General features: G+C 43.8%; 18 protein-coding genes. 11 read left to right on the top strand and 7 right to left on the bottom strand.

Translation table 11 applies throughout. The annotated features are described in order from the left end of the window. Positions 1 to 73 precede the first annotated feature (73 nt). The 3 genes from LPY66_RS10075 to LPY66_RS10085 all read right to left on the bottom strand — a co-directional run bounded on the left by LPY66_RS10075 (position 74) and on the right by LPY66_RS10085 (position 4,426). A complete protein-coding gene (locus tag LPY66_RS10075) occupies positions 74 to 1,723 on the bottom strand; it encodes an IS1182 family transposase (RefSeq protein WP_337986596.1) in 1,650 nt (549 codons plus the stop codon). Positions 1,724 to 1,931: 208 nt separating this feature from the next. After that, positions 1,932 to 3,581, bottom strand: coding sequence for an IS1182 family transposase (locus LPY66_RS10080; protein WP_337986596.1), 1,650 nt, complete (start codon positions 3,579 to 3,581; stop codon positions 1,932 to 1,934). 392 nt (positions 3,582 to 3,973) lie between these two features. Beyond that, positions 3,974 to 4,426 (bottom strand): MerR family transcriptional regulator, encoded by a 453-nt coding sequence (locus LPY66_RS10085; protein ID WP_337987931.1) that lies wholly within the window; start codon positions 4,424 to 4,426, stop codon positions 3,974 to 3,976. A 179-nt stretch (positions 4,427 to 4,605) separates the two neighbouring features. Between LPY66_RS10085 and LPY66_RS10090 the strand changes: the two genes are divergently transcribed. The 3 genes from LPY66_RS10090 to LPY66_RS10100 all read left to right on the top strand — a co-directional run bounded on the left by LPY66_RS10090 (position 4,606) and on the right by LPY66_RS10100 (position 8,248). Further along, positions 4,606 to 5,775: an iron-containing alcohol dehydrogenase gene (locus LPY66_RS10090; protein ID WP_337987932.1), complete on the top strand. Its 1,170-nt coding sequence runs from the start codon at positions 4,606 to 4,608 to the stop codon at positions 5,773 to 5,775. A gap of 269 nt (positions 5,776 to 6,044) precedes the next feature. Next, a complete protein-coding gene (locus LPY66_RS10095) occupies positions 6,045 to 7,139 on the top strand; it encodes a 4Fe-4S binding protein (RefSeq protein ID WP_337987933.1) in 1,095 nt (364 codons plus the stop codon). A gap of 260 nt (positions 7,140 to 7,399) precedes the next feature. Next, the gene (locus LPY66_RS10100; RefSeq protein ID WP_337987934.1) at positions 7,400 to 8,248 is read left to right on the top strand and encodes an SDR family NAD(P)-dependent oxidoreductase; all 849 of its coding nucleotides are present in this window, start codon (positions 7,400 to 7,402) and stop codon (positions 8,246 to 8,248) included. Positions 8,249 to 8,608: 360 nt separating this feature from the next. Here LPY66_RS10100 and LPY66_RS10105 read toward each other — a convergent pair whose 3' ends face one another. Continuing rightward, a complete protein-coding gene (locus LPY66_RS10105; RefSeq protein ID WP_337987935.1) occupies positions 8,609 to 9,163 on the bottom strand; it encodes a TetR/AcrR family transcriptional regulator in 555 nt (184 codons plus the stop codon). Between the two features lie 197 nt (positions 9,164 to 9,360). On the opposite strand from LPY66_RS10105, the gene LPY66_RS10110 reads away from it, so the two are divergent. The 3 genes from LPY66_RS10110 to rmuC all read left to right on the top strand — a co-directional run bounded on the left by LPY66_RS10110 (position 9,361) and on the right by rmuC (position 14,574). Beyond that, positions 9,361 to 12,486, top strand: a complete 3,126-nt coding sequence (locus LPY66_RS10110; RefSeq protein ID WP_337987936.1) for an MMPL family transporter — start codon at positions 9,361 to 9,363, stop codon at positions 12,484 to 12,486. A 131-nt stretch (positions 12,487 to 12,617) separates the two neighbouring features. Next, positions 12,618 to 13,181, top strand: a complete 564-nt coding sequence (gene lepB / locus LPY66_RS10115; RefSeq protein ID WP_337987937.1) for a signal peptidase I — start codon at positions 12,618 to 12,620, stop codon at positions 13,179 to 13,181. A gap of 46 nt (positions 13,182 to 13,227) precedes the next feature. Then, positions 13,228 to 14,574, top strand: a complete 1,347-nt coding sequence (gene rmuC, locus LPY66_RS10120) for a DNA recombination protein RmuC (protein WP_337987938.1) — start codon at positions 13,228 to 13,230, stop codon at positions 14,572 to 14,574. On the opposite strand, the gene LPY66_RS10125 is transcribed toward rmuC, so the two are convergent. Beyond that, complete coding sequence (locus LPY66_RS10125; RefSeq protein ID WP_337987939.1) at positions 14,531 to 14,791, bottom strand: hypothetical protein; 261 nt, start codon at positions 14,789 to 14,791, stop codon at positions 14,531 to 14,533. The genes rmuC and LPY66_RS10125 overlap by 44 nt on opposite strands. 262 nt (positions 14,792 to 15,053) lie before the next feature. Here LPY66_RS10125 and LPY66_RS10130 point away from each other — a divergent pair, with 262 nt between their 5' ends. After that, a complete protein-coding gene (locus LPY66_RS10130; protein ID WP_337987940.1) occupies positions 15,054 to 16,202 on the top strand; it encodes a hypothetical protein in 1,149 nt (382 codons plus the stop codon). 15 nt (positions 16,203 to 16,217) lie between these two features. Here LPY66_RS10130 and LPY66_RS10135 read toward each other — a convergent pair whose 3' ends face one another. After that, positions 16,218 to 17,450 (bottom strand): mechanosensitive ion channel family protein, encoded by a 1,233-nt coding sequence (locus LPY66_RS10135; protein ID WP_337987941.1) that lies wholly within the window; start codon positions 17,448 to 17,450, stop codon positions 16,218 to 16,220. A gap of 180 nt (positions 17,451 to 17,630) precedes the next feature. Here LPY66_RS10135 and LPY66_RS10140 point away from each other — a divergent pair, with 180 nt between their 5' ends. After that, positions 17,631 to 18,851, top strand: coding sequence for an MFS transporter (locus LPY66_RS10140; RefSeq protein WP_337987942.1), 1,221 nt, complete (start codon positions 17,631 to 17,633; stop codon positions 18,849 to 18,851). Between the two features lie 110 nt (positions 18,852 to 18,961). Here the strand turns inward: LPY66_RS10140 and LPY66_RS10145 are convergent, their stop codons facing one another. Beyond that, positions 18,962 to 21,778: a UPF0182 family membrane protein gene (locus LPY66_RS10145; RefSeq protein WP_337987943.1), complete on the bottom strand. Its 2,817-nt coding sequence runs from the start codon at positions 21,776 to 21,778 to the stop codon at positions 18,962 to 18,964. A gap of 186 nt (positions 21,779 to 21,964) precedes the next feature. Between LPY66_RS10145 and trxB the strand changes: the two genes are divergently transcribed. The 3 genes from trxB to LPY66_RS10160 all read left to right on the top strand — a co-directional run bounded on the left by trxB (position 21,965) and on the right by LPY66_RS10160 (position 24,436). Further along, on the top strand, positions 21,965 to 22,879 hold the full coding sequence (trxB, locus tag LPY66_RS10150; RefSeq protein WP_337987944.1) for a thioredoxin-disulfide reductase: 915 nt from the start codon (positions 21,965 to 21,967) through the stop codon (positions 22,877 to 22,879). A 126-nt stretch (positions 22,880 to 23,005) separates the two neighbouring features. Beyond that, the gene (locus LPY66_RS10155) at positions 23,006 to 23,446 is read left to right on the top strand and encodes a LysM peptidoglycan-binding domain-containing protein (RefSeq protein ID WP_337987945.1); all 441 of its coding nucleotides are present in this window, start codon (positions 23,006 to 23,008) and stop codon (positions 23,444 to 23,446) included. A 399-nt stretch (positions 23,447 to 23,845) separates the two neighbouring features. Further along, a complete protein-coding gene (locus LPY66_RS10160) occupies positions 23,846 to 24,436 on the top strand; it encodes a rhomboid family intramembrane serine protease (protein ID WP_337987946.1) in 591 nt (196 codons plus the stop codon). Positions 24,437 to 24,780 lie beyond the last annotated feature (344 nt).

A 24,780-nucleotide genomic window follows, 5' to 3' on the forward strand; every position in this document is an offset into this window, starting at 1 on the left:
TGCGGTTTTTTAAAACAGGAAATTCCTGTTTTTTTGTTTATCTGGGGAACAAAAATAACAAAAAAAGAGGGGATCACCCCCTCAACGCCGCCACTAACCGTTTGGTTCCTACCATATTGATGGCTCGTCGTAAATTGTAGGCAAGGAAACTAAGCCCCAGCTCGCCTGTGGTTTTTTCTATGCCCTTACATAACAGGTAATGTGCTCCATGGTACCACTTGACCGTACCAAAAGGATGCTCCGACAGACATAACCGTAATTTTTGCATTGGAATGTCATCGCGAATATGTAGAATCACTTTCTTTTTCGTATTGCGTTTGAGAAGCTTGAACGCATTGTAAGGGGTCTCCGACACCGGATACACCTGTAAAGGATGATGGGATGAGCCGTACATCAGAACAGGAATATATTTCGAATCCGGTCCAAATTGAACCACCTTGTAATTCTTTCCCGAGGTGCAGCGGTTGGTGCAAACCCGGCAAGCATGGCGGTTCTGGTAACGGGCATTGCCGCCTCTGTGAGTTCGTACCCGAGTTAAAACACAGCCCATAGGGCAGGTCACCGTATCGTTTTCATGGCGGATAAAACAACTGAGCTGGTCTTGTTCTTGGACTTCAATCTCCATGATGGTGTTTTCGTAACATTGAGGCAGAACGCCGGCTTTAAGACAGCGCTGAATGTCTTCGGGTTTGGTCGAATTTCGATCGTCTTCAGAGATGGTGGCTTCTTCATGCTCCAAAACCAACAGACGCTCATCCTTATCGGTTTTAAGCCCGACATGGGGAATAATCCCGTTCATCACGCATTGCCTGATCTCCTCTTTGTCGTCATACCCTTTATCTGCGGCGGCATGAATGGTTTCTACACCAAAGGTCTCCTTGGTATTCTGGGCAACTTTCGTCAGGTAGTTGTAATCGTTGCAGGAATTAGTCACTTCATATTCGGCGATCAGATGACTGGTTTGATCGACCGCCGTTTGCACGTTGTAGCAACAGGCATAACCGTCTTTGGTCCGCATCATTCGGGCTTCGGGATCCGTGGTTAAGAGCTGCGTTTCTTCGGATTCCTTTAATTCCTGTAAATAGGTTTCATACAGTTCCTGACGCTTTTTTAGTTCGGCCAATTTTTCTTTAATTTCGCCGGAAGCGTATTTTGCGGTTCCCGGATCATCCTGATCAGCTTGATCCAGAGCGTTAAGATAGTTGGTGATGTTTTCTTCGATACGCAAGAGTTTTTTCTTTAAAATTTCTTCATTATACATTTTCTTGCGACCGTTGACGGCTCTGAATTTGGAGCCGTCGATGGCAATAAGTTCCCGTTCATAGAGTTTAAGATCCAAGCATATTTTAACAAACGCTTTAAAGACGTGTTTGAGCGCTTTAGCATTGTCTTTGCGAAAGTCGGCGATGGTACGGAAATCGGGTGTGAGGCGGTTTAGAAGATAGAAGAGTTCGATATTGCGTCCGCATTCGGTCATCAGTTTCCGGCTGGAGCGGATACGGTTAAAGTAACCGTAGACGTAGAGTTTAAGGAGGGCTTTGGGATCATAGGGAGGCCTGCCGGTGGCAGCCGGGTGGGCATGGGTAATTCCGAGTTCAGAGAGGTTGAGGTGGTCGATAAAGGCATCAATAACACGCACCGGGTTATTTTCATCGATTAGTTCCTCCAGGGTTGAGGGGAAGAGATGTTGCTGGCTTCGATCTTCGCCGGAGATGTATCCCATAGTGACCTCCAATAAACGGAAATAAGGTGTTTATAGGAGTATTATAGCATAAAATGGAAAATAATGGAATACATCTAAGGGGTTTTCGGACAGTCTGACCATAATTCGTCTGAAAACCCGCTAACCATGCGGGTTTGCGGTTTTTTAAAACAGGAAATTCCTGTTTTTTTGTTTATCTGGGGAACAAAAATAACAAAAAAAGAGGGGATCACCCCCTCAACGCCGCCACTAACCGTTTGGTTCCTACCATATTGATGGCTCGTCGTAAATTGTAGGCAAGGAAACTAAGCCCCAGCTCGCCTGTGGTTTTTTCTATGCCCTTACATAACAGGTAATGTGCTCCATGGTACCACTTGACCGTACCAAAAGGATGCTCCGACAGACATAACCGTAATTTTTGCATTGGAATGTCATCGCGAATATGTAGAATCACTTTCTTTTTCGTATTGCGTTTGAGAAGCTTGAACGCATTGTAAGGGGTCTCCGACACCGGATACACCTGTAAAGGATGATGGGATGAGCCGTACATCAGAACAGGAATATATTTCGAATCCGGTCCAAATTGAACCACCTTGTAATTCTTTCCCGAGGTGCAGCGGTTGGTGCAAACCCGGCAAGCATGGCGGTTCTGGTAACGGGCATTGCCGCCTCTGTGAGTTCGTACCCGAGTTAAAACACAGCCCATAGGGCAGGTCACCGTATCGTTTTCATGGCGGATAAAACAACTGAGCTGGTCTTGTTCTTGGACTTCAATCTCCATGATGGTGTTTTCGTAACATTGAGGCAGAACGCCGGCTTTAAGACAGCGCTGAATGTCTTCGGGTTTGGTCGAATTTCGATCGTCTTCAGAGATGGTGGCTTCTTCATGCTCCAAAACCAACAGACGCTCATCCTTATCGGTTTTAAGCCCGACATGGGGAATAATCCCGTTCATCACGCATTGCCTGATCTCCTCTTTGTCGTCATACCCTTTATCTGCGGCGGCATGAATGGTTTCTACACCAAAGGTCTCCTTGGTATTCTGGGCAACTTTCGTCAGGTAGTTGTAATCGTTGCAGGAATTAGTCACTTCATATTCGGCGATCAGATGACTGGTTTGATCGACCGCCGTTTGCACGTTGTAGCAACAGGCATAACCGTCTTTGGTCCGCATCATTCGGGCTTCGGGATCCGTGGTTAAGAGCTGCGTTTCTTCGGATTCCTTTAATTCCTGTAAATAGGTTTCATACAGTTCCTGACGCTTTTTTAGTTCGGCCAATTTTTCTTTAATTTCGCCGGAAGCGTATTTTGCGGTTCCCGGATCATCCTGATCAGCTTGATCCAGAGCGTTAAGATAGTTGGTGATGTTTTCTTCGATACGCAAGAGTTTTTTCTTTAAAATTTCTTCATTATACATTTTCTTGCGACCGTTGACGGCTCTGAATTTGGAGCCGTCGATGGCAATAAGTTCCCGTTCATAGAGTTTAAGATCCAAGCATATTTTAACAAACGCTTTAAAGACGTGTTTGAGCGCTTTAGCATTGTCTTTGCGAAAGTCGGCGATGGTACGGAAATCGGGTGTGAGGCGGTTTAGAAGATAGAAGAGTTCGATATTGCGTCCGCATTCGGTCATCAGTTTCCGGCTGGAGCGGATACGGTTAAAGTAACCGTAGACGTAGAGTTTAAGGAGGGCTTTGGGATCATAGGGAGGCCTGCCGGTGGCAGCCGGGTGGGCATGGGTAATTCCGAGTTCAGAGAGGTTGAGGTGGTCGATAAAGGCATCAATAACACGCACCGGGTTATTTTCATCGATTAGTTCCTCCAGGGTTGAGGGGAAGAGATGTTGCTGGCTTCGATCTTCGCCGGAGATGTATCCCATAGTGACCTCCAATAAACGGAAATAAGGTGTTTATAGGAGTATTATAGCATAAAATGGAAAATAATGGAATACATCTAAGGGGTTTTCGGACAGTCTGACCATAATTCGTCTGAAAACCCGCTAACCATGCGGGTTTGCGGTTTTTTTAGAGCAGGAATTTTCCTGCTTTTTTTTGTCAAATTATACAAATTTGCCAACGATGGCATAGGAATTTAAACTTCTTAACTTTATAAGTCCGGATGTCATTAATTACAAATTAGATACTTATGAAGAAAAATGTGGTCCAATTACAAAAGAACTAGTAAACTTGGCAAGAAAGTAAACAAAAAGGAAATATTGTGGGTTAGTGAATGTTAAAGCGTATAGAGTCGGTGATGAAAAACGCAGGACGTTCAAAATGAACTACCTGCGTTGATAAACTTATGGTATTCTTTAGGGATTTTTTCTAGTTGTATATTATTACTATCGTGAATAGCGCAGGTGCCGGCTTCTTTAGCGGCTTCATAATACCAGCACTTGAAATTGAGCATTTCAAGCATTTCCTGCATTTCTTGGATCTGCTGAATCACGGCGTCCCGTTGCGATCGGATTATGGAGAGGCGTTCTTCAATCGTAGTATCACCCATTATGCTGCAATCCATGAAGTGTTTAATGTCTCTGATGGGCATGCCTGTTTTTTTCAGGCATTCAATCATTTTTAATCCAGGCAGGTCTTCATCTTTGAACATACGTATCCCGCCGCTAGAGCGTTCCACAAACGGAAGCAAGCCTTCTTTATCATAGTACCTTAATGTCAAAGCAGTAACATTAAGTTTCTTCGCCATCTCGCCAACGGTATAGATCATTTGCAGACCTCCAAAATCTCAAGAGAAATTTTAAAAAACACATTGACTTAAAGTTAACTTTAAGATATAGAATAATAACGAACTTAATGTTTGAAGTATAACACACATAGTATTCAAACTCAATTTTTGATGTTATACGGCATCATCATATACTGAAAAATGCAAAGGAGATCAATTTAATGTTAGGAAATTTCAGTTATTCAAATCCAACCAAAATATATTTCGGAGAAGACGCGTTAAATTATTTGAACGAGGAACTTGCTAAGTATGGCAAGAATGTATTGCTGGCATATGGTGGCGGTTCCATTAAGAAAACTGATCTGTATGACAGGATTGTCAAAATTCTTAAGGACAACGGCAAAGAAGTCTTTGAGGATGCAGGCGTTATGCCCAACCCTACTGTCGAAAAGCTATATGAAGGCTGCAAGATAGCCAAAGAGAACGATGTGGATCTGATATTAGCGGTAGGCGGCGGCTCGGTCTGTGATTATGCTAAAGCAGTGTCGGTTTCGACCTATTGTGAGGAAGATCCGTGGGATAAATACTTTCTGCGAATGGAAGATGTCGATAATAAGATCATCCCTGTAGGATGCGTTCTGACTATGGTCGGCACCGGCTCGGAAATGAATGGTGGCTCTGTCATCACCAACCATGACACCAAGCTGAAAATTGGTCATGTGTTTGGTGACAATGTGTTCCCTAAGTTCACTATTATGAACCCCGTATTTACCTATACCATACCGCACTATCAGATGGTTGCCGGCTTCTTCGATATCATGTCACACATTTTGGAGCAATACTTCACCAATGAGGATGACAACACCTCTGATTATGTCATGGAGGGCTTGTTAAAGTCTTTGATCCATAGTTCCAGGATCGCAGTCAAGAAGCCTACAGACTATGAAGCGAGAAGCAACATCATGTGGACGGCAACATGGGCGCTCAATACCTTTGTCGGCAAAGGTAAATCACAAGACTGGATGGTCCACATGATTGGGCAGTCCATTGGCGCCTATACGGATGCTACACACGGAATGACACTGTCCGCTATTTCCATACCATATTACCGGTTCATCATGCCTTTCGGGCTTAAAAAGTTCAAGCGCTATGCAATCAACGTTTGGAATGTAAACCCTGAAGGAAAAACAGACGAGCAAATCGCAAAAGAGGGACTCGACCAAATGGAAGCTTATATGAGAGAGATTGGCTTTGTGATGAGCATCAAGGACTTGGGTGTAACTGAGGATATGCTTGACGGTATCGCGAAAGGTTCTTTCATATTGAAAGGTGGATATAAAGTTTTAAACCATGATGAAATCGTCCATGTATTGAAAAACAGTATGATTTGAGGATATATTGACTGTATAGCTGAGTTTGCACACCACTTGGAAAAAAGGCACAGCCCCTCTCTAAAATCATTAATTTGATCTTTTAGAGGGGTTATTTTTTGATATGATCAAGTAAGCCCCTGTGTTCGATTTGGCATCTAAGATAGAGAAATTGCGGCAAAAGGTTAATAGAGGAATAATATTTAGGGTTCTCAAAACGAAAAGGTAAACTAAAATATTGATATAATTGCTTTTACACAGTAAGTGCGATTTACAAGGAGAATAGCTATATGAATACTGCCAAAAGTATCGAATTAAAAATCCTAAAGGCTATTCTTTGGATATATATAAGCTTATGTATTATAATTGCAGGTTTAAATTACGGCTATGCCAGCCATGCAACAGAAGATACAGCAAAACTCATAACATGGTTTTGGCATTTCTATGAAAACTGGGTAAAAACCTTTTTCATTGTAACGTGCAGTTTTCTTACGCTAAAGATAGTCGGTTCTTCGCAAATAACGGTTATGAGAAAAAGGAATTTGATAGGCTTTATTGTCTCTGCTATTGTAGTTCATATTGCGGGGCCTCTGCTTTTGAAGAATTCTGAACTGTACTTTTTTGCTATGCCATTACCATGGTCTACTACTCCGTTGCAGCTTTTGGATACAACAACTAATTTTTACATAAGCCGCTTACCAGCGTGGGGGGTAACAGGCATAACGGCTGCGTTAATATTCTATGCCTGGATAAGCGCTATTATCATTTTGGGAACGCTATTTTTGGGGAGACGGTGGCAGTGTTCTACCTTATGTCTTTTTAATGGGTTTGCATCGGAAGTATTTGCACCAGCGTTTCCTTTGGTCGGAAAAATTCGCAAAGTAAAACCTAGGCAGCTTCGCATTTTGTTCATACTCAAATGGGTATTTCTTTGTATTTCACTTTTCTTCTCCTTTTATTGGGCCCTCCATCTATTGAAGGTGCCACTGCCTGGAAATATTAATGTGATCAGCAGTGTGGAAAACTACAAATATCTGACAGGAGAACTGTTTACAGCGATGTTTTTCTGGATAGCTTTTATTGGCAGAGGATATTGCTATTACTGTCCATTAGGAACTATGTTAGGATTACTGGGGAAACTTGCCGGACAAAAAATTCTAACCAACAATACTAAATGTGTTCAGTGCAACCAGTGTAATTCAGCCTGTTCTATGGCAATCGATATAAGCAGCAAAGCAAAAGACGGCGAAGCGGTTAAAAACCTGCGGTGTGTCGGATGTGGACACTGTGTAGATGCATGCCCGACACGAACCCTGTCTTATTCAACAATTTTTCTACAGAAAATGAAAGAAGTGTATAAAACAGAGAAAGATATTTCAATGTAAGGATGTGAATAAACATCCGCAAAAGATATTCTCAAAATAAAATTGTGATATGCATTTTACAACTCGTGGGATTGTTCGGGATTCATAAATATGTTGAAAAGCCAAGATATTTCTTCATACTCTTTTTCAGGCATACTTTATGCAATATTGTTTACAGACAAGGATAATTGGGAGGATAGGATACGTAATCTTGCTAATTCTCGGTGCCAGGAGAAAAGACACAGGAAAAAGACACAGAAAAAGGAGAGTGTGATTAAACCATGGGTAAATTAACAGGAAAAGTAGCTGCCGTTACAGGCGGTGGCAGTGGAATCGGTAAAGCGATTTGTTTAGCGATGTCTGCCGAAGGCGCAAAAGTTGTCGTAGGTGATATTGGAAAAAACCCTGAAGGAAAATACACCGCTGAACTGACTGTGGACCTGATTAAAGAAGCTGGTGGAGAAGCAGTCGCTTCTGTTGGCGATATTACGACAATGGCAGGGGGCGAAGGCCTGGTCAAAGCAGCCGTTGACAATTACGGGAAAATTGATATTCTGGTCAATTGTGCCGGATTCACCAGAGCGGTTGATTTCTTTGAAGATAACGAGAAAAACTGGGATGACATTGTCGCTGTCAATATGAAGGGCCAATTTACTACAACTCATTATGCAGCTAAAGAAATGGCTAAAAATAAGAGTGGTGCGATTATTAACTTCTCCTCCCGCGCAGCATTTGTTGACGGTATTCCCGGCCCTGGCATGTCCAGCCTGCCCTATTCCGCTTCAAAAGCCGGCGTTATTGGCTTCACCACATTGTGCTCTCTTGAGCTGAAAGCACATGGTATTACCTGCAATGCGGTCCTTCCCAGTGCGGTTACACCCGGCTTCCCCATGGACAGACCGAAATTCGGCGGCGGAGTAACCAGCGGCCCGGAATTTATCGCTCAGTTTGTCACTTTCCTCGGCACAGATGAAGCAAAAGAAGTTACCGGCCAGTTCTTCTATGTATCTTCCGGAGATATTGCCATATTTCAGAAACCGCTTCGACTGGAAAATGTCGAAAGGTTCCTCCATAAAGACAGCTGGACCATTGACGACATGATCAAAGAAGTTCCGCCGTTGGTTTACTAGAATAAAAAATATGATATTTAAATTTATTCTATAAATTTAATAGGCGATATTAAAAGCGGTGTCACCTAACTACGAGAACGTAGTTAGGTAACACCGCTTTCTTCGATTAGGGAAACAAAAAGGAATAGCAATAATCTGACAATACAGAAATGCAAGCTGTAAACCAATTTTTTATACCAAAGATCAGGTCTGCGTGCCACTGTTCCGGCGACAAGCGGAGCACGGATAGCGTAGCGCGGCTGTTAGCGCCATGGAGGGCGCTATCTGCCGAAAGCGGAATGTGGCATGCAGACCAACCCCAGTTATAATGTATTTCTGTCATGGTATTTAACCAGTGACAATTGGTGCACAATGGTTGCATCACATAATCTTATTCATCATTTTAGCGATAAACTCAGCAATTTCTTTCGGACTTTGTTTCGTATCATTTACAATCCAATTTTCTATAATTCCAAAGATACCATTGGATATAAAAATATAGCGTTGCTCAAGCTCATCAGCAGACAGGTCCGGGTTCCGCAGATGATCCTCAGAGATGCTCTGGTCATGAGCAATATTGACAACCCGCCGCATAAATTCTTTGTCACCGTTTTCACTGATGATGATCTTGCATAGAGCGATATTTTCAGCAATATATTCCATGATCTTGGTTATTAAATCTGTGTTGGTGATGATTTCTATGGATTTCTCCAGAAAATTCTTTAATTCGGAGAACAATTCGTTTTCAATTTGAATCATGAGGTCATAGGGATCAGTATAGTGGGCATAAAATGTACCTCGGTTTATTTCAGCAAGCTCGCAGATATGTGTGACCGTAATTTTGTTTATGGGGTGATCTTTCATCAAATCGAGTAAGGCCTGCTTGATAATCATTTTCGTGTAAATGACGCGTCTGTCGGATTTTTTCTCCTTCACTTTTTCGCCCCCATCATCATTTTTAGTATGATTTGATTGTTTATCAATAAAAATATCCGATCTGTTGATTTACTAACAAACGGCACGTATTTGGTTATTGTTTATGCAGCACAGTGTCAGTATACTATACCATACACTAGATAATCAACAACATGTACAATATCTATTAATGTGTATAGTAAAGGGGGACATCCACTATGAAGACACTTCTGAAATACCGCTGGGCCGCACTTGTTGTCTGGATAGTTATAGCGGTGGTATTTACGCTGTTTATGCCTGATTTGGAAGCAATTATTAATGAACGTGGAAATGTGATGCTCGATGAGAGTTATCCTTCCCAAACAGCGCAAAAACTGATGAATAACCTGTCCATAACGGAAGGCAAATCGGGAATTATCGTCTTTACGGATAAGCAGCAATTATCCACGCACGATCAAGAGAACATTAAAAATGGGCTCCAGGCAGTCAAAGACAATCGGCGTGCGCTGGGCATCAACCATATCATCGATGTATTCGATACACCGGATGCAGCAAGCCAGCTTATTTCAGAAGATCAGACAACGATACTCGTCCCGTTTACTTATGATAAAAACGGCAGGGATATTAAGACGATACAATCTGAGCTTGAATACCAACTGAAAGATGTTGGCGTGACGTATTACATTACCGGTAATGAGTTTATTATCGGTGATTATCTCAGCCAGGTTTTTGCCGGCGTAACGAAGAGTGCACTGCTGACCATTGCCTTTATTCTAGTTATTTTGATCGTCTTGTTCCGATCCGTGGTGACGCCGCTTATTTCTCTTTTCACCGTTGGTCTAGCGTATTTAGTATCCATCGGCATTGTTGGACAATTAGTTTCCCAATTGGGGTTTCCGGTATCGTCGTTGACGCAAATGTTCATCATTCTGATCCTGTTTGGGGTTGGCACAGACTATAACATCCTGCTCTTTAACCGATTCAAAGAGGAATTGCCGAAACAGATTTCCGTAGAAAAGGCGATTACGGTCACCTTTAAGACAGCTGGGAAAACAGTATTATTCAGCGCGCTAACGGTCTTTATTGCCTTTCTTTCACTTCAGTTCGTTAAATTCGGTGTTTATCGTTCGGCAGTGGCAGTGGCCATCAGCATTGCGGTTTTGATTGCCGTGCTCTTTACACTGACACCGGCTCTTTTTCGAATCCTGAGCAAAACATTGTTTTGGCCTTCCCATCATATCCAAGGGCATAAGCAAAGTACGATGTGGGCAAAGGTAACAGCCGGTGCGGTTAGGCGGCCCTATCTGGCGATGATAGTTATCGTCCTGCTCATTCTGCCGATACTGACGGCAGGCAGTTATAAGCTGACATTTGACAATCTGAAAGATATGGGTAACAGCTCTGCTTCTTCTGTGGTTGGTTTTAACATAGTGGCTGAACATTTTGGCAAAGGGAAAATCATGCCCACTACCGTTGTTATCACCAGCAGCCATGCGATGGATAACGCGAGGGATTTAGCTGTCATCGATTCCCTGACCGAAAAAATAAGGAAACTGGATGGAGTTTCTTCTGTTTCCGGTCCCACCCAGCCCCAGGGCAGTGAGATCGCTGCTTTGTACACGGACAGTCAGACCGAACACGTAACCAACGGAATAACGTCAGCCAATGTGGGGATAAAAAAGATTTCGGGTGGTCTCACCACGATGGTAAATAGTCTTTCCGGCGAAAATCTTTCCCAATTAGACCAGTTATCCTCCGGGTTAACGCGCATCCAAACCGGAATGGAGAGTATCACGGCGTCAATGAAGCAGGTTCAAGAGGGCATAGATCGCGGATCAGCAGGCTCAGCCCAGATTGCCAGCGGTTTAAATACCATCCGTTCCAATCTGAATACAATTAACACCACGCTGAACAACCAGCTTTTGCCGGATTATTTAAATCTGAAAAAAGGGATTGATCACTGGGCGGGCGGATATATCGTTATTGAACAAAACGTCAGTCAGTTAATCCAAATGGCCCAGGGCATCCAGCAGATAACCGCCGCACTGGGCGATCCACAGCTTCAATTAGCCGCAACCAATCCCGCTGCCTATTCACTTGTTATGCAGCTCAACGGCGATAATACGGCGTTGAATCCGGGGCTGGTACCCTCATTTGTTGCAGCGCTAACCCAGCTTGACCAGGGTTTAAAAACAGCCAATGAAACCTATACAAATCAAATCGCCGGGAATTTTGATAGTCTGAACAACGGCTTATCTCAAGTGTCTTCGGGTATGCCCCAAATGGTTTCCGGCCTAAACTCCTTGGAAACAGCAGCCACAGAACTCGCCAAGGGGCTCGCTGAAGGGAGTAATGGACAAAGTCAAATCATTGCGCATATGCAGACCATGTCGGATGCGCTTAAAAAGGTGACAGAAGGACAGGCGGCACTATCCGGCGGTTTAACCACTATGGGTGAAGCATTGACGCAACTGAAAGGCGGCATCGGCACAAGCAGGGATGGGTTAAACCAAATATCCCAGGGACTCGATCGAGCCAATTCTTTCTTAGGGGAAATTTCTTCTGTCAAATCCTTTTACGTGCCAAGTGATGCCTTAACAAGCAGCGATATTCAAAACGCATTGGATGCCTTCATGTCCAAGGACAGAAAAACAGCAGAGATCAGCGTGACCCTGGTAGATGATCCGTATTCGGATGAAGCAGAACAAACAATGGACGCTATCAGCTCCCTTTTATCGGCGTCACTCCAGGGGACGTCACTCAGCGACGCGAACATTCTGGCAGGCGGAGAAACAGCCACCACCAAGGACATAAAAAAAGTAGCCATCAGCGATATGGTGATGACCGAAATCATCGTCCTGATCAGTGTTTTCATTGTGTTAGTTCTTGTAATAAAGTCGTTTTGGATACCTGTTTATGTCACGGGATCCATTTTGCTGACCTATTATTCGTCTATGGCTCTTACGAGTCTCTTAGCCAAAACATTTCTGCACACCAGCGAAATCGCCTGGAATGTTCCATTTTTTGCCTTTCTCGTGATTGTCACGTTAGGTGTTGACTACAGTATTTTCTTAATGGCGCGCTTTCGCGAAGATCGCGGCAGTACACCGTATGAAGCTATCATTCAGGCCTCCGCTCATGTTGGCGGGGTCGTATTATCCGCTGCGATCATCCTGGCAGGTACCTTTGCCACGATTATTCCGGCTGGAATCAATACACTGGCTGAGCTAGCAATCGCTGTGTGTCTGGGAATATTAATCCTCAGTGTCGTCTTTCTGCCCTTTGTCATTCCAGCCCTTATCGCCATTCAAACACGGCTTGAACAGAAATTTAAAGATCATTAATATATTTGATATAATAGCAGGAATAAACTGATTTACAGAGAACTTAAAAAAGTTAGGTAAAATGGGGAACAAATAATGGGTTATCTGATAACGGATAACGCAACGGGAAGGCGAAAGGTGAATTGACAGATATGAAGGGTTTTATGAAATCGCTGTTTGAATGGGTTATTATCATCGCGGTTGCTTTTGCACTGTCGCTGGTCATACGTAATTTTTTAATCGATACACGAATTGTTCCGACAGGATCAATGCTGCCGACGATACAACTTGAGGACAGGCTGATCGTCGACCGTTTCTTTTACAAATACGGCGATATCCAGCGCGGGGATATTATTGTGTTTGAAGCACCGGACGAAATTATGAAGGATGAAGATTTAGTAAAAAGAGTCATTGGCCTGCCGGGAGAAACCATTCAGGTCACGAACAGCAAAGTGTACATAAACGGACAGGTTCTGGATGAACCCTATGTCGAATCATCGGCAAATTACGAATTTGGTCCGTATACGATACCGGAAGGCACGTTTTTTATGATGGGGGATAATCGGCCGATAAGTTATGACAGTCATCGTTGGGGCGCTTTGGACGGCGAAAAAATCATCGGTAAGGTTTGGGTCCGCTATTGGCCCTTTGATCGATTAGGACCCTTGACGAAACTGCCTGAAGATTATTTGCCAGGAGCAGTAGAATCTCCCTAATCGCGATGTCATTGTTTACTATCAATGATCAGATGGAGGATGCCGGATGGATCCCAAATATTTCGTAATCATCGGCGCGGCAGTTGCCGGTATCATCATCGGCATCGCGATCGGGATAAGTATCAGTACCAGCAGAGGCAAGGGGTTATGGGAAAAGGCCCGGATGCTTCAGCAGGAGAACGACCGGCTGCATCACGAACTGAATCAGGAAGTTCAGTATCGCGTCCAAAATGCCGCTTTGATTGCTGAGCTGCGCACACGGTTGGAGATTGCTCAATCTGCGTACGAAGAAAAATTGGTTTTATTGGAGAGCGCTAAAACTGAACTCACTGAAGATTTTAAAATTCTCTCAGCCGAAGCGTTAAAAAGTAATAACCAGTCTTTTCTCGAACTGGCGAAGACGGTACTGGAGAAAACCCAGGTCCAAGCCTCTGCTGAGCTGGAAAAGAAACAAACCTCCATTGATGCATTGGTCAAACCGTTGCGGGAATCTCTTGATAAGGTTGATATTAAGATCAATGAGCTTGAGCAGAAAAGGGCCGGAGCTTACGAAGGACTGCTCAAACAAGTTGAATATATGGCTCTGGGTCAGGAAAAATTGCAGAGAGAGACCAATAAACTGATTTCCGCTTTGAAATCACCGACGGTACGCGGGCGTTGGGGTGAAATACAACTTCAACGGGTGGTTGAACTGGCAGGTATGCTGGAATACTGCGACTTTTATCAACAGGAAGAAGTTAGCGGCGAGTCGGGAAGACTGCGTCCTGACATGGTGATCCGGCTGCCGGGGAATAAGGTCATCGTCGTTGACTCCAAAGCGCCCCTGGCTGATTTCCTGGAGGCAGTCGAGGCCATTGATGACGATACCAAACGGACAAAGATGACGGGGCATGCCCGACAAGTTAAAAACCACATCACCAAACTGGCGGGGAAATCCTATTGGAGTCAATTTAACTTTACACCGGAGTTTGTCGTCATGTTTCTTCCGGGAGAAACCTTTTTCAGCGCAGCCCTGCAATCCGATCCGGGGCTGATTGAATATGGTGCGGAACAGCGGGTTATTCTGGCGACGCCGACGACGCTGATTGCGCTGCTTAAAGCGGTGGCGCACGGATGGAGCCAGGAACAGATCAATGAAAATGCCCGTCAGATCTGTGAACTGGGCAGGCAACTCTACGAACGGATCAGTGTGATGACCGACTATTTGTTGGATATCCGAAAAGGACTGAATCAAGCTACACAAGCCTATAATAAAGCAGTCGGTTCTTACGAGAGCCGGGTGCTTGTAACCGCTCGAAAATTTAAGGAACTTGGTCTCGGCGGGGATAATGAGATAACGGAGATCGAGGTCATTGAAACAGCACTGCGGGAGCTTGCCGCCAGCGATGAATAATTAGCGCCACAGTTCCGGCGACAAGCAGAGCGGCTCTCGATGGTATTGTCGAACGATATTCACATTGTTCGGCATGCCATTTTTGTGTGTTGGGGAGGTTTTCTCTGATCCGGGTATGACTAGTACAGTGTATTCTAAATAACTTGGCAAACAAACACGTAAGCTTTTTTCTGAGGTTGGTCTGCATACCACATTCCGCTTTCGGCTCTTGCGCCATCCATAAATTGCATTAAGGAAGTTAAAATTCTTTTGCCCTCCTTGGCGAATTTTAACTTAGGTCCATCCATGGACCGTTGCGCTTCGCCTCCATGCTCCGCTTGGCGCTGGAAGTGTGGTACGCGGACCGTGCTATGAAGCTGAATGCCCAGTTATTTAGAGAACGTTGTACTAGGCGAGGGAGTGTACCCTGATCAGGTAATGTCTTTTTGGATTTTTTACGATATTAATGATGAAATCTTAAATCCACGGAGGGATTTGAAATGAGGATTCAGAGTTCGAATGTCGCTATGGCTGCGGAACACACCCAGGTTCAGCAGAGCACGGTCAAAGAAAACCTCAGGTATTGGACCGATGAACACAGCAGGGAAGCAAGTTCAGAGGCAGTTGCCCAGGGGGAGTTAACAGGAAGCGCAACACTGGACTCCCGGGCGAATAGACTGAGTAACGCACTGGCGGATGTACTTCAGAAAACAGAGGATATTCTGGAATTGTCGGAAGCGGCAACGCGGATGCTCAAGGAACCCGATGACGTGTCGGAATCCGCTTCGTCTCAAGGGATATTTTATGAGCTCACGCCCAAACAAAAAGAAACAATTACCTTACTTGAACGGTTTTTGAGTGAGTTGACTGGAAAAAAAGTAAAACTGATCGTGCCTGATAAGCTGGCATTGTCACACGGTGACAGCCCTGCCGTTCAAGGCACAACAATGCCCATAACAGAGGGAAACGGCAATCAGCGCGCCGGCTGGGGCTTGGAATATCGCTATGGGTCTACCTATGTAGAACAAGAGTCGATGGTTTTCTCGGCGAAGGGAAAAATAGTGACCGAAGACGGACAAAAGATCAGTTTCAAATTAGATCTAGCAGCAAGCAGAGAATATATTTCCAACGAGAGTTTTATCCTTAAAGCAGGGGATGCTCTAATCGATCCGTTAGTCATCAACTACGGTGCAGCAACAGCGAATTTAACAGATACAACGATGGCATTTGATCTTAATGCAGACGGTTCCGATGAATCGATAGCTACTCTCACTCAGGGGAGTGGTTTCCTGGCCTTGGATAAAGACAGTGACGGGCAGATCGACAATGGCGGTGAATTATTCGGGCCAACCACAGGGGATGGTTTCCAGGAGCTGTCGGTTTATGATGGTGATGAGAATGGTTGGATAGACGAGAATGATTCGATTTTTAATGAATTGAGAATATGGACCACAGACGAAAAAGGTAATGATCACCTGCTGGCTTTAGCGCAGGTTGGGATTGGTGCGATCTATTTAGGAAAGGTCGATTCGCTCTTTTCCTTGAAAGACATGAATAATAATGTGAACGGACAGATTAAGGAGACCGGCATATTCTTGAAAGAGAACGGGGAAGCCGGAACAGTTCAGCATATTGATCTCGCCGTATAAGGGATCAGTCCCTTTTTATAACCCCATGTGCCGAAGGTCGTAACCGGTTGGACTCTGATAGATCCGCAGATCAAATTCCGGCACAATGGCCATGATATGATCGAAGATATCGGCTTGTACGGCTTCATACGTCTCCCAAGTTGTATCTTTAGTGAAAGCATATATTTCTATGGGAATACCGTGTTCGGTAATGGGCAGCTGACGGGCCATACGTACCATTGTGGTATTGATTTCCGGGTGGTTTTGCAGATAAAAATGCAAATATGCCCGGAATGTTCCTATATTCGTAAGCCGCCGGCTGTTGACAGACTGCTTGTCATCGATGCCGTGCTTTAAATTATGCTCGGCGAGTACGTGTTCTTTGTTTTCGATATACGCGGTGAGATACTGGAACTTTTTGAATTTTTCAAGCATGTCGTCCGTACAGAAACGGATGCTCGAGCTGTCAATAAAGATGGAACGCTTAATACGCCTGCCGCCGGATTCCAACATGTTCCGCCAGTTCTTAAATGACTCAGAAATCAAAGCGTAGGTAGGCACTGTGGTGATCGTATTGTCAAAGTTTTTGACCTTAACCGTATTTAACGAAATATCAACGACGTCACCATCGGCACCGTATTTCGGCATTTCGATCCAATCGCCGAGGCGAACCATGTCATTGGTAGCGATTTGGATACCTGCCACCAACCCGAGAAGAGAATCTCTAAAGATAAGTAAAATCACGGCAGACATGACACCAATCCCACTCAAAAGCAGGAGTGGTGAGCGGTTAATAATGACCGCTATAATCAGTATACCGCCGATAATCCAGAAAAAAATTTTTAATGCTTGGATTATACTGCGAATCGGTCTGAATTTGGAAACGTTAAATGTATTGTAGATATCCTCGGCAGCGTTCAACAGTGCATGGATGGTAATAAACCCGAAGACCGTCATATAAACAATAGCGACTCTCTCAATGATACTCGCATAATCAGGAAAATCAGGGGCACTCAAATAGATAATTACCGCCGGGACAAAATGGGCCAAATAATGGAACACTTTTCGATCCAAGATAATATCATCCCATTTAATCCTATTACGATGAATGTAGTAGGAAATAATTCGGAGAAATACTTTTATGGTTATGAAGAAGGCTGCCAAACAAATCAATAGGACAAGGAATATGGCTGTGATATTGGCGATGATGCCGGCGGGAGAGGGATCCATTCCGCTATTTAACAGCCACTTAAGTAAAAGTTGAACCATAAGCTTCACCTCTAAGAAATTAATCGCTTGTTTTGAAAATAGATGCTCTATTGACAATCATGAGTATTTAATGTAGAATCAAATAGTTTGTTATCGAACAAAGACCATCGTTTATTTAGTAAGAACCATGCTGATCTTTTCTCCGTTACTGATGATTGAAGAATATATAGGAGTTGTACCATGTCGGGAATTAATAATCAATTATATACGTCTTATCGTTGGGTGATTCTGTTGTTAATGGGATTACTCACTTTCAGCGGCAACGTAGCGCAATTCCAAGTTGCCGCCTTTTCTTATCAAATTATACCACATTATAGCCTAACACCGTCCCAATATGCCAGTGTATTGAATGCCCCCATGTTAATCTCCGTATTCTTAAGTCTGATCGGCGGTTCATTAGCGGATCGCTATGGGGTAAAAAATGTCGTTACAGTGGCACTTGGCGTCTCTATATTGGGGGCATTCTATCGGGTGTATACCGATTCATATTCCGAATTATTGGTGAGTATGTTGCTGATGGGGATTTTTCAGTCCATGCTGGGAACGAATGCTTCCAAGATTTTCGGACTATGGTTTCCTAAAAAAGAAGCCGGTGTTGTAATGGGTATATTCTTCTTCATTTCTATGGCCGGGAATACGGTAGGGTTGGCTATAAGTACTTATTTTCCTTCGACGTATAGTGCTTTTTTAACCGCCGCTGTATTTATTACCGTGTTAGCGATTCTTTGGATAGTGTTAGCAAAAAATCAGCCGAGATACACAACACCCCAGCCTGTTCTGCCGTTTAATCACTATCTTAGTGTAGCAGCCCGCTCCAGAAATGTCTGGATAGGCGGCTTAGCGGCGTTGTTATTTATGGGGGCAGGCATGTCTGTTCTTAGTTTCCTACCGACGGCTTTAAATACGGTGTATGGCATGTCACCTGCGAAAGCGGGATTGATGTCATCACTCTATTCTCTCGGTACGATGTTCGGTAGTTTTATTGGACCGGTAATTATTGAAAAAGTCGGGAAAGTAAAGCCCGTCTTGATTTCGTTTGTATTCGTCGGTGGTCTATTCAGCTACTCTACATTTATTGTACCCGTTCCACTAATGTGGTTGAACTTATTTATCGCAGGCCTCGTTGTCGGTGGAATTCTACCGAATATCTATGCATTGCCTCTTCGTTTAAAAGAAATTGGCCCTATCTATGCCGGCAGTGCGGGTGGTATCATAAGTACACTGCAGATGCTTGGCGCTTTCGTTATTCCGACCTTCGTGGTTGGAACCATTGCCGGTTCAAATTATAACCTTGTATTTATTTTATCCGGCTGCATCTATTTGGCCGGGATCCCCCTTTTATTGTTATTACCGAATATCAACGTCAAGGAACAGCTGATACAGAAGGTAACATCCGTGTAAATTGTCTGGCCTTATTCACGTAAAAGATTAACCCCTCGCGTTATGTGACATAGCGGGAGGGGTTTGTTATTCAGATCATGCGGATTAACAAAGGTTCTTGCTGGTTCTTATTATTCGGATTCGGTCTCTGATCCTGTGATCTCTGTTTCGACTGTTTCAGTGGATTCTGTTTCAATGGGATTGAGCTCTTCGTCCTGGGTGATCCCTTCGTTAGTCATGGTTGTCAGCTGATTCTCCAAAGCATCCAACATTTCTCGGATCTGCTTGATTTGGCTCAGGACACCTTCCAGGTCAGTGGCTGTACCTGTATCCGGTGTTGCTTCAGGATCATCCGATTCATCAGCGGGTGTTTCCTGCATAGTCGAAAGTTGGGGTGTCTTCCATCCGAAGATCGTATAGAGTCCTTCTTCCAAGGTAGCTGTCATCACAATCTTATCCTCATAAACAAGAACAACGCGTTTCATTTCCGGAATACTGCCGCTGGTTGTGGACTGCAGATAAATCGGTTCGACAAACAGGAAGTTGCCGCCGATAGGGAGTGCTAAGAGATTTCCGCGGATCACGCTGGATCCTTTCAGGTTCCATAAGGAAAATTGCTTGGAAATTTCCGTATCCTGGTCTATCCGGGATTCTATTTGAAACGGACCGTCGATTTCGATATTTTTCGGCAGCGTATACAATATTAGTTTGCCGTATTGTTCACCATCCATCCTGGCCGCCAGCCAGGCAACCATATTATTGCGAGTATTCGTTTGACTGGAAGCGGGAGTAAAGGGCTGCATCAGGACAAATTCTTCTTTCTCCTCCCCAGGCAGACGCATGATCACGTAATAGGGCTCTACATTTTGGGTCTGGGAGCCGTAGATCTCCTTGGCGACATTCCAGGCATCTTCTTTATTATAAAAAACTTTCGCATTGGTCATATGAAACGTATTCAGCATCTGACATTGGATGGTAAACATGGTTTCCGGATAACGCAGATGAGACCTTAACGAGTAGGGCATTTCGGTGATGTCTTTAAAGACTTCGGGGAATATCTTTTCATACGTTTGCAGGATAGGATCATCCTTATCGATGGCATAAAAGTCAACTGTTCCGTTATAGGCGTCGACGACAACCTTCACCGAGTTGCGAATATAATTCGAATCAGCATATTTGACGGAATAGGGAATACTGCTGGTGGTGGTATAAGCATCTATAATCCATTTAATGCTGCCGTTGTCGATTACCATATAGGGGTCGTCATCATAGGTTAGGAATGGCGCCAGCTTTTCGACGCGTTCTTGGATATTGCGGTAAAGCAGTAATTTGCTTTGGGAAGTGACCTCTCGCGAAAGATAGAAACGCGGTGTTGCTTGATGCAGAGAGAGCATCAATTTGTTAAAAGCCGTAAACGGGATACCCGTTTTACCGGCATAACTGTTTTCCGCATTATCATTGCCCTGGGGGTAGTCAAACTCTTTAAATTTGGTGTTTACAACGACCCAATCATTGGTGAGTTCGCCAAAATATATCCGGGGTTCGCTTATGGTTAATTCAGGATAATCTGTCTGGGGCGGGATATTACTCACAGCAAAGGCAGGAAGGCCTTTCGAAGTGACGGCATTCGCAAAGGATGTCGTTAAGCCGAAACCGTGGGTGTATTTAAAACGCGTATTGATAAAGGTCAGGGCTTTGGGGTCCAGGTCTGTCAACGATATTTCCCGGGCAGAAAGCATGACCTGACGATAATTGCCATCGACAATGTAACGGTCAATATCGATGTCATTGAATTTGTAATAGTTGCGGATTCCTTGTTTTTGTGTATAAACCTGCTGCATAGTACGCGGATCGTTTAAACGGATATTTTCCAGGGTCTCAACACTGTCTTTCAATTCCTGAGCGGTTACGGTATCGTTGCCGGTATATTCCAAGGTCTCAATTTTATCCAGACCATAGGCGAACCGCGTCATAATAATTTCACTTTGGATATACGGGGTTTCTTTTTCCAGCTCATTGGGAATAACGATCATGGATTGTACGAGAGAAGGGAAACCACCGGATGTAAACAGAGAGAAAATAATCAAAAACGGAATTGGTGTTGTCAAGTAACGGCTGTCTTTTAAAAACATGGCCAGTACGGAAAATATCATGCAAATGAAGCTGACAACAATAAGTACTTTAAAAACGGGGAGAGCCGCGTAGACGTCGCTGAAACCGGCACCGACAACATGCCCTCTTTGTGAATAGACGATTTCAAACATATTGATAAAATAGCCAAAGCATTTCAAGCCAAACAGGAGGGTCAGTAAAATGGCAAGATGTCTTCTTGCCTTGGGGTTGATGACAATGGCATCTTTCTTCCATATCTTAATGGAATAGAATCGAATGACCCCAGTAATAATATAAAATAATGCCGTGAAGAGGGTGAGGACCAGGATCGGAGTGAAGAACGCGCCATAGATTGTTTGTAGGAAAGGCAGTTTGAATACAAAGAAGCTTAAATCTTTATTGAAGAGCGGATCAGCATAGTTGAAAGAAGACGAATTGAAGAAGGAAAGTACGTCCAACCAGCCGGTAAAGCCGACAACAAAGCTGATGGCGATACTGACAATTGCGGAGACAAGTAGTAGGGTGATAGTTATCCGGCGCGGACTGATGTTCAGCGGGTAGTTGACTTCTTCGACCAAGCGGATCCGTTTACGGTATTTTTCGTTATAAAAGGTCTGAAAGGCATGTCTTCCGGACATTAGCGTCCCAAAAATGACAATAAACAACATGGTGCCGTTGATCAACTGAATAAGCAGCTTGCTGAAAAAGGGTGTCCAAAACAATCGGGCGTAGCCCAAGTCGCTGAACCATAACCAATCTTCATAGACACCGCTTACAGCGGATAAGAAAACGATGATTAAAATCAACGCACCAAGGATTTTCAGAGCAAGTTTCAAAAAGTTCCCTCCTATAGCTAAATTGTGCAAATAATTTGTAGTATATGTACTTCCGGGATTAAATATTTATCTATTGGCAATATATTCATAGTTTATCATATTTTTCTCTATATCGCTTCCTGAATTTAAATTTCTGAGATATACTTTAATTCAGACGAAAATACTGCAAAAGGGTTGGTGTCGTTTATGTATGATCTTATAATAATCGGAGCAGGACCTGCCGGTTTGACGTCGGCCATCTATGCTTCCAGAGGCGGCCTTAAAGCCGTTGTCATCGAGTCGATGATGCCAGGCGGCCAAGCAGCAGCCACTGATAAAATTGATAACTATCCGGGGTTCCCGGACGGTATCTCCGGTTTTGATCTCATGAATACATTTTATCAACAGGCGCAGAATCACGGTTCAGAATTTATTTTTGAACCTGTCGTCCGCCTGGAAATGAACGGTTTAACGAAAAAGGTTATCACCGCGCAGCAGACAATTGAGGCGAAAGCAATGATCATTGCTGCCGGGTCTAAACCCCGTCCCTTAGGTGTTGCCGGTGAAAAGACATTCCATGGCAGAGGTGTATCGTATTGTGCCGTCTGTGACGGTGCTTTCTATAAAGGGAAAAAGGTTGCTGTCGTGGGCGGCGGTTATGCTGCAATCGAAGAAGCTCTTTATCTCACCCGGTTTGCCGCCGAGGTTTATATCATTCACCGTCGTAAAGAATTCAGAGCGAGCATGGCGACAGTCGAAAAAGCAAAGAACAATCCGAAGATTCATTTCCTGTTGGATAGTATAGTCGAGGAAATCAAGGGCACCGATAAGGTAGAAAAATTAAACCTTAAAAATGTCCTTACCGGTGAAAAAAGCGATGTGATGGTTGATGGAATCTTTGTGTATATTGGAACTGAACCCAATAACAAATTTGCTGAAGAATACTTCAAAACCGACGACCGCGGCTATATTATTACGGATGAACTATTGCGAACCAATATAGAAGGTGTTTATGCCGCAGGGGATATTCGGAGCACACCGCTCCGTCAAGTGGCGACGGCGGTGGGTGATGGTGCCTTAGCGGCAGTACAGGCTGAAAAATACATTGCTGAATTGGAATAAGTAAAATAAATTCACACTGCATATGAGCTGGTGGTTTATCATCAGAAATGCGTAGTAAACTATTACCATGTACAGACACTTTCCCGGTGATTCTCCATACCATAATAACAAAAAGGAGGTATGGAAATGTACTTCGGAAGAAAATCTGGCAATATGAATCAGCCGGCCATGGCCGGCATGATGCAGCCGGAAATGATGGGGATGAACGAGCCTGATATGATGGGAATGAACCAGCCGGAAATGATGACAGGTCAAGCCCCAGGCATGCCATATGAGAATTATCAGTATGAACAGATGACACCGGAAGGAATGTATTCAGCCCAAACCCAAGCAGGCTATGCATGTGTTCCTTGTGATCCTTGTGATCCGTGTGGTTGCGTACCTTACGACGAACATCATGAACATCATAAACCGCTGCCTGAGATTTATGTTGTACAAAAAGGGGATTCTGTTTATAAAATTGCTCAGAGGTATGGTCTGGATTGGCGTGAACTGGCCGGCTATAATCACTTAGGAAATCCCGATCTTATTTATCCCGGCGAAAGATTATTTATCCCTCCCAGATAGTTAATAGCAGGAGTGGCTGTTGCACAACGAACGTAGTTGCTCGTGGGCAATGGCCCTACTTTTGTATCTGTCGCATAGCAAATACGGCCTAATCCTGTAACAGCGATTAAGTAAAACACGTATGTCGTTCAGAACGTGAATCAAACTTTCTGGGACAGGAAGTCACTTAGACTTTCTGATATACAAAAAAAGGCGCTGTCACCTCGTTTTGCGACACCGCCTTTTTGGCGATTTCTCAACCTATTTTAATTTTTACATATTATTATTACACATATCATCGTGTATATATTAATAAATCAACTTATAATATAAACAACGCAGCTAAACTACTCATCGAAATAGCTATTTTTTGCGTTTTGGAAAGTGACAGTGATAAAAGTCTAAGAAAGTGGATGTAAAATGAACCAAACAATGAAACACGAATTAAAAGAATATCCCGTGACGTATCTGTTGCTTATGCTGAATCTCATGATGTTCTTGATCATGACGTTAGTGGGTGGAACGACCAATACGTACGTCCTGATTTTCTTTGGAGCAAAAGTGAATATGATGATTGCAGCCGGGGAATACTGGCGTTTATTCACAAGCATGTTTATTCATATTGGATTTACCCATCTGCTGTTTAATCTCTACGCACTACTTGTCCTGGGAAAGTTCAGCGAAAAAATCTTCGGCCATTGGCGATTTGTTTTGATTTATTTGGTGAGTGGTCTGGCCGGCGCGCTGGTCAGTTATCTTCTGGGCCCAGAGGTGTCTGCGGGAGCTTCCGGAGCAATATTTGGACTCATGGGCGCTATTCTGTCTTATGGCTGGAAGAAACCGGCGTATTGGAAAACCGGACTTATCGGTAATTTTGCTGTTGTGTTGCTAATTAACCTTTTCCTTGGCTTTGTTTTAAGCGGAATTGACAATTATGCGCATTTAGGCGGACTGGTGGGCGGAGCCCTTGTGGGGTTTGTCTTCCAGCTTCGCAGTTCGATAAAATCCTAAGAAACAGACAAAATTTGTATTGCATCCTTTTTGTATATTACGGAAAAGCTATGGTTAGCCCATACATCTTAGCAAGGTGGTTTTAATCTGATTGCCATCGATAGTTAAGATAATGTGGGCTTTTGTTAGTATATCAGATAGTATAAATCTTTTCTGATATATCTAAGTGCAACTGACGGTCATGGATGACCTAATGCCGCGGGTACCATGGACGGTGCAGGAGCGGCAAGGCTTTCGCCGGCGCCATAAGGCTTGGCGTAAGCCAAGTTTTCTAGTGCGGATACTGTTATAAATTAGGAGACATATGTTAAAATAGAACCAGTAATGATGCAGCCACAGGAAGG

It is taken from the genome of Dehalobacter sp. DCM (genome assembly GCF_024972775.1).
In the GTDB taxonomy this organism is placed as follows: Bacteria; Bacillota; Desulfitobacteriia; order Desulfitobacteriales; family Syntrophobotulaceae; genus Dehalobacter.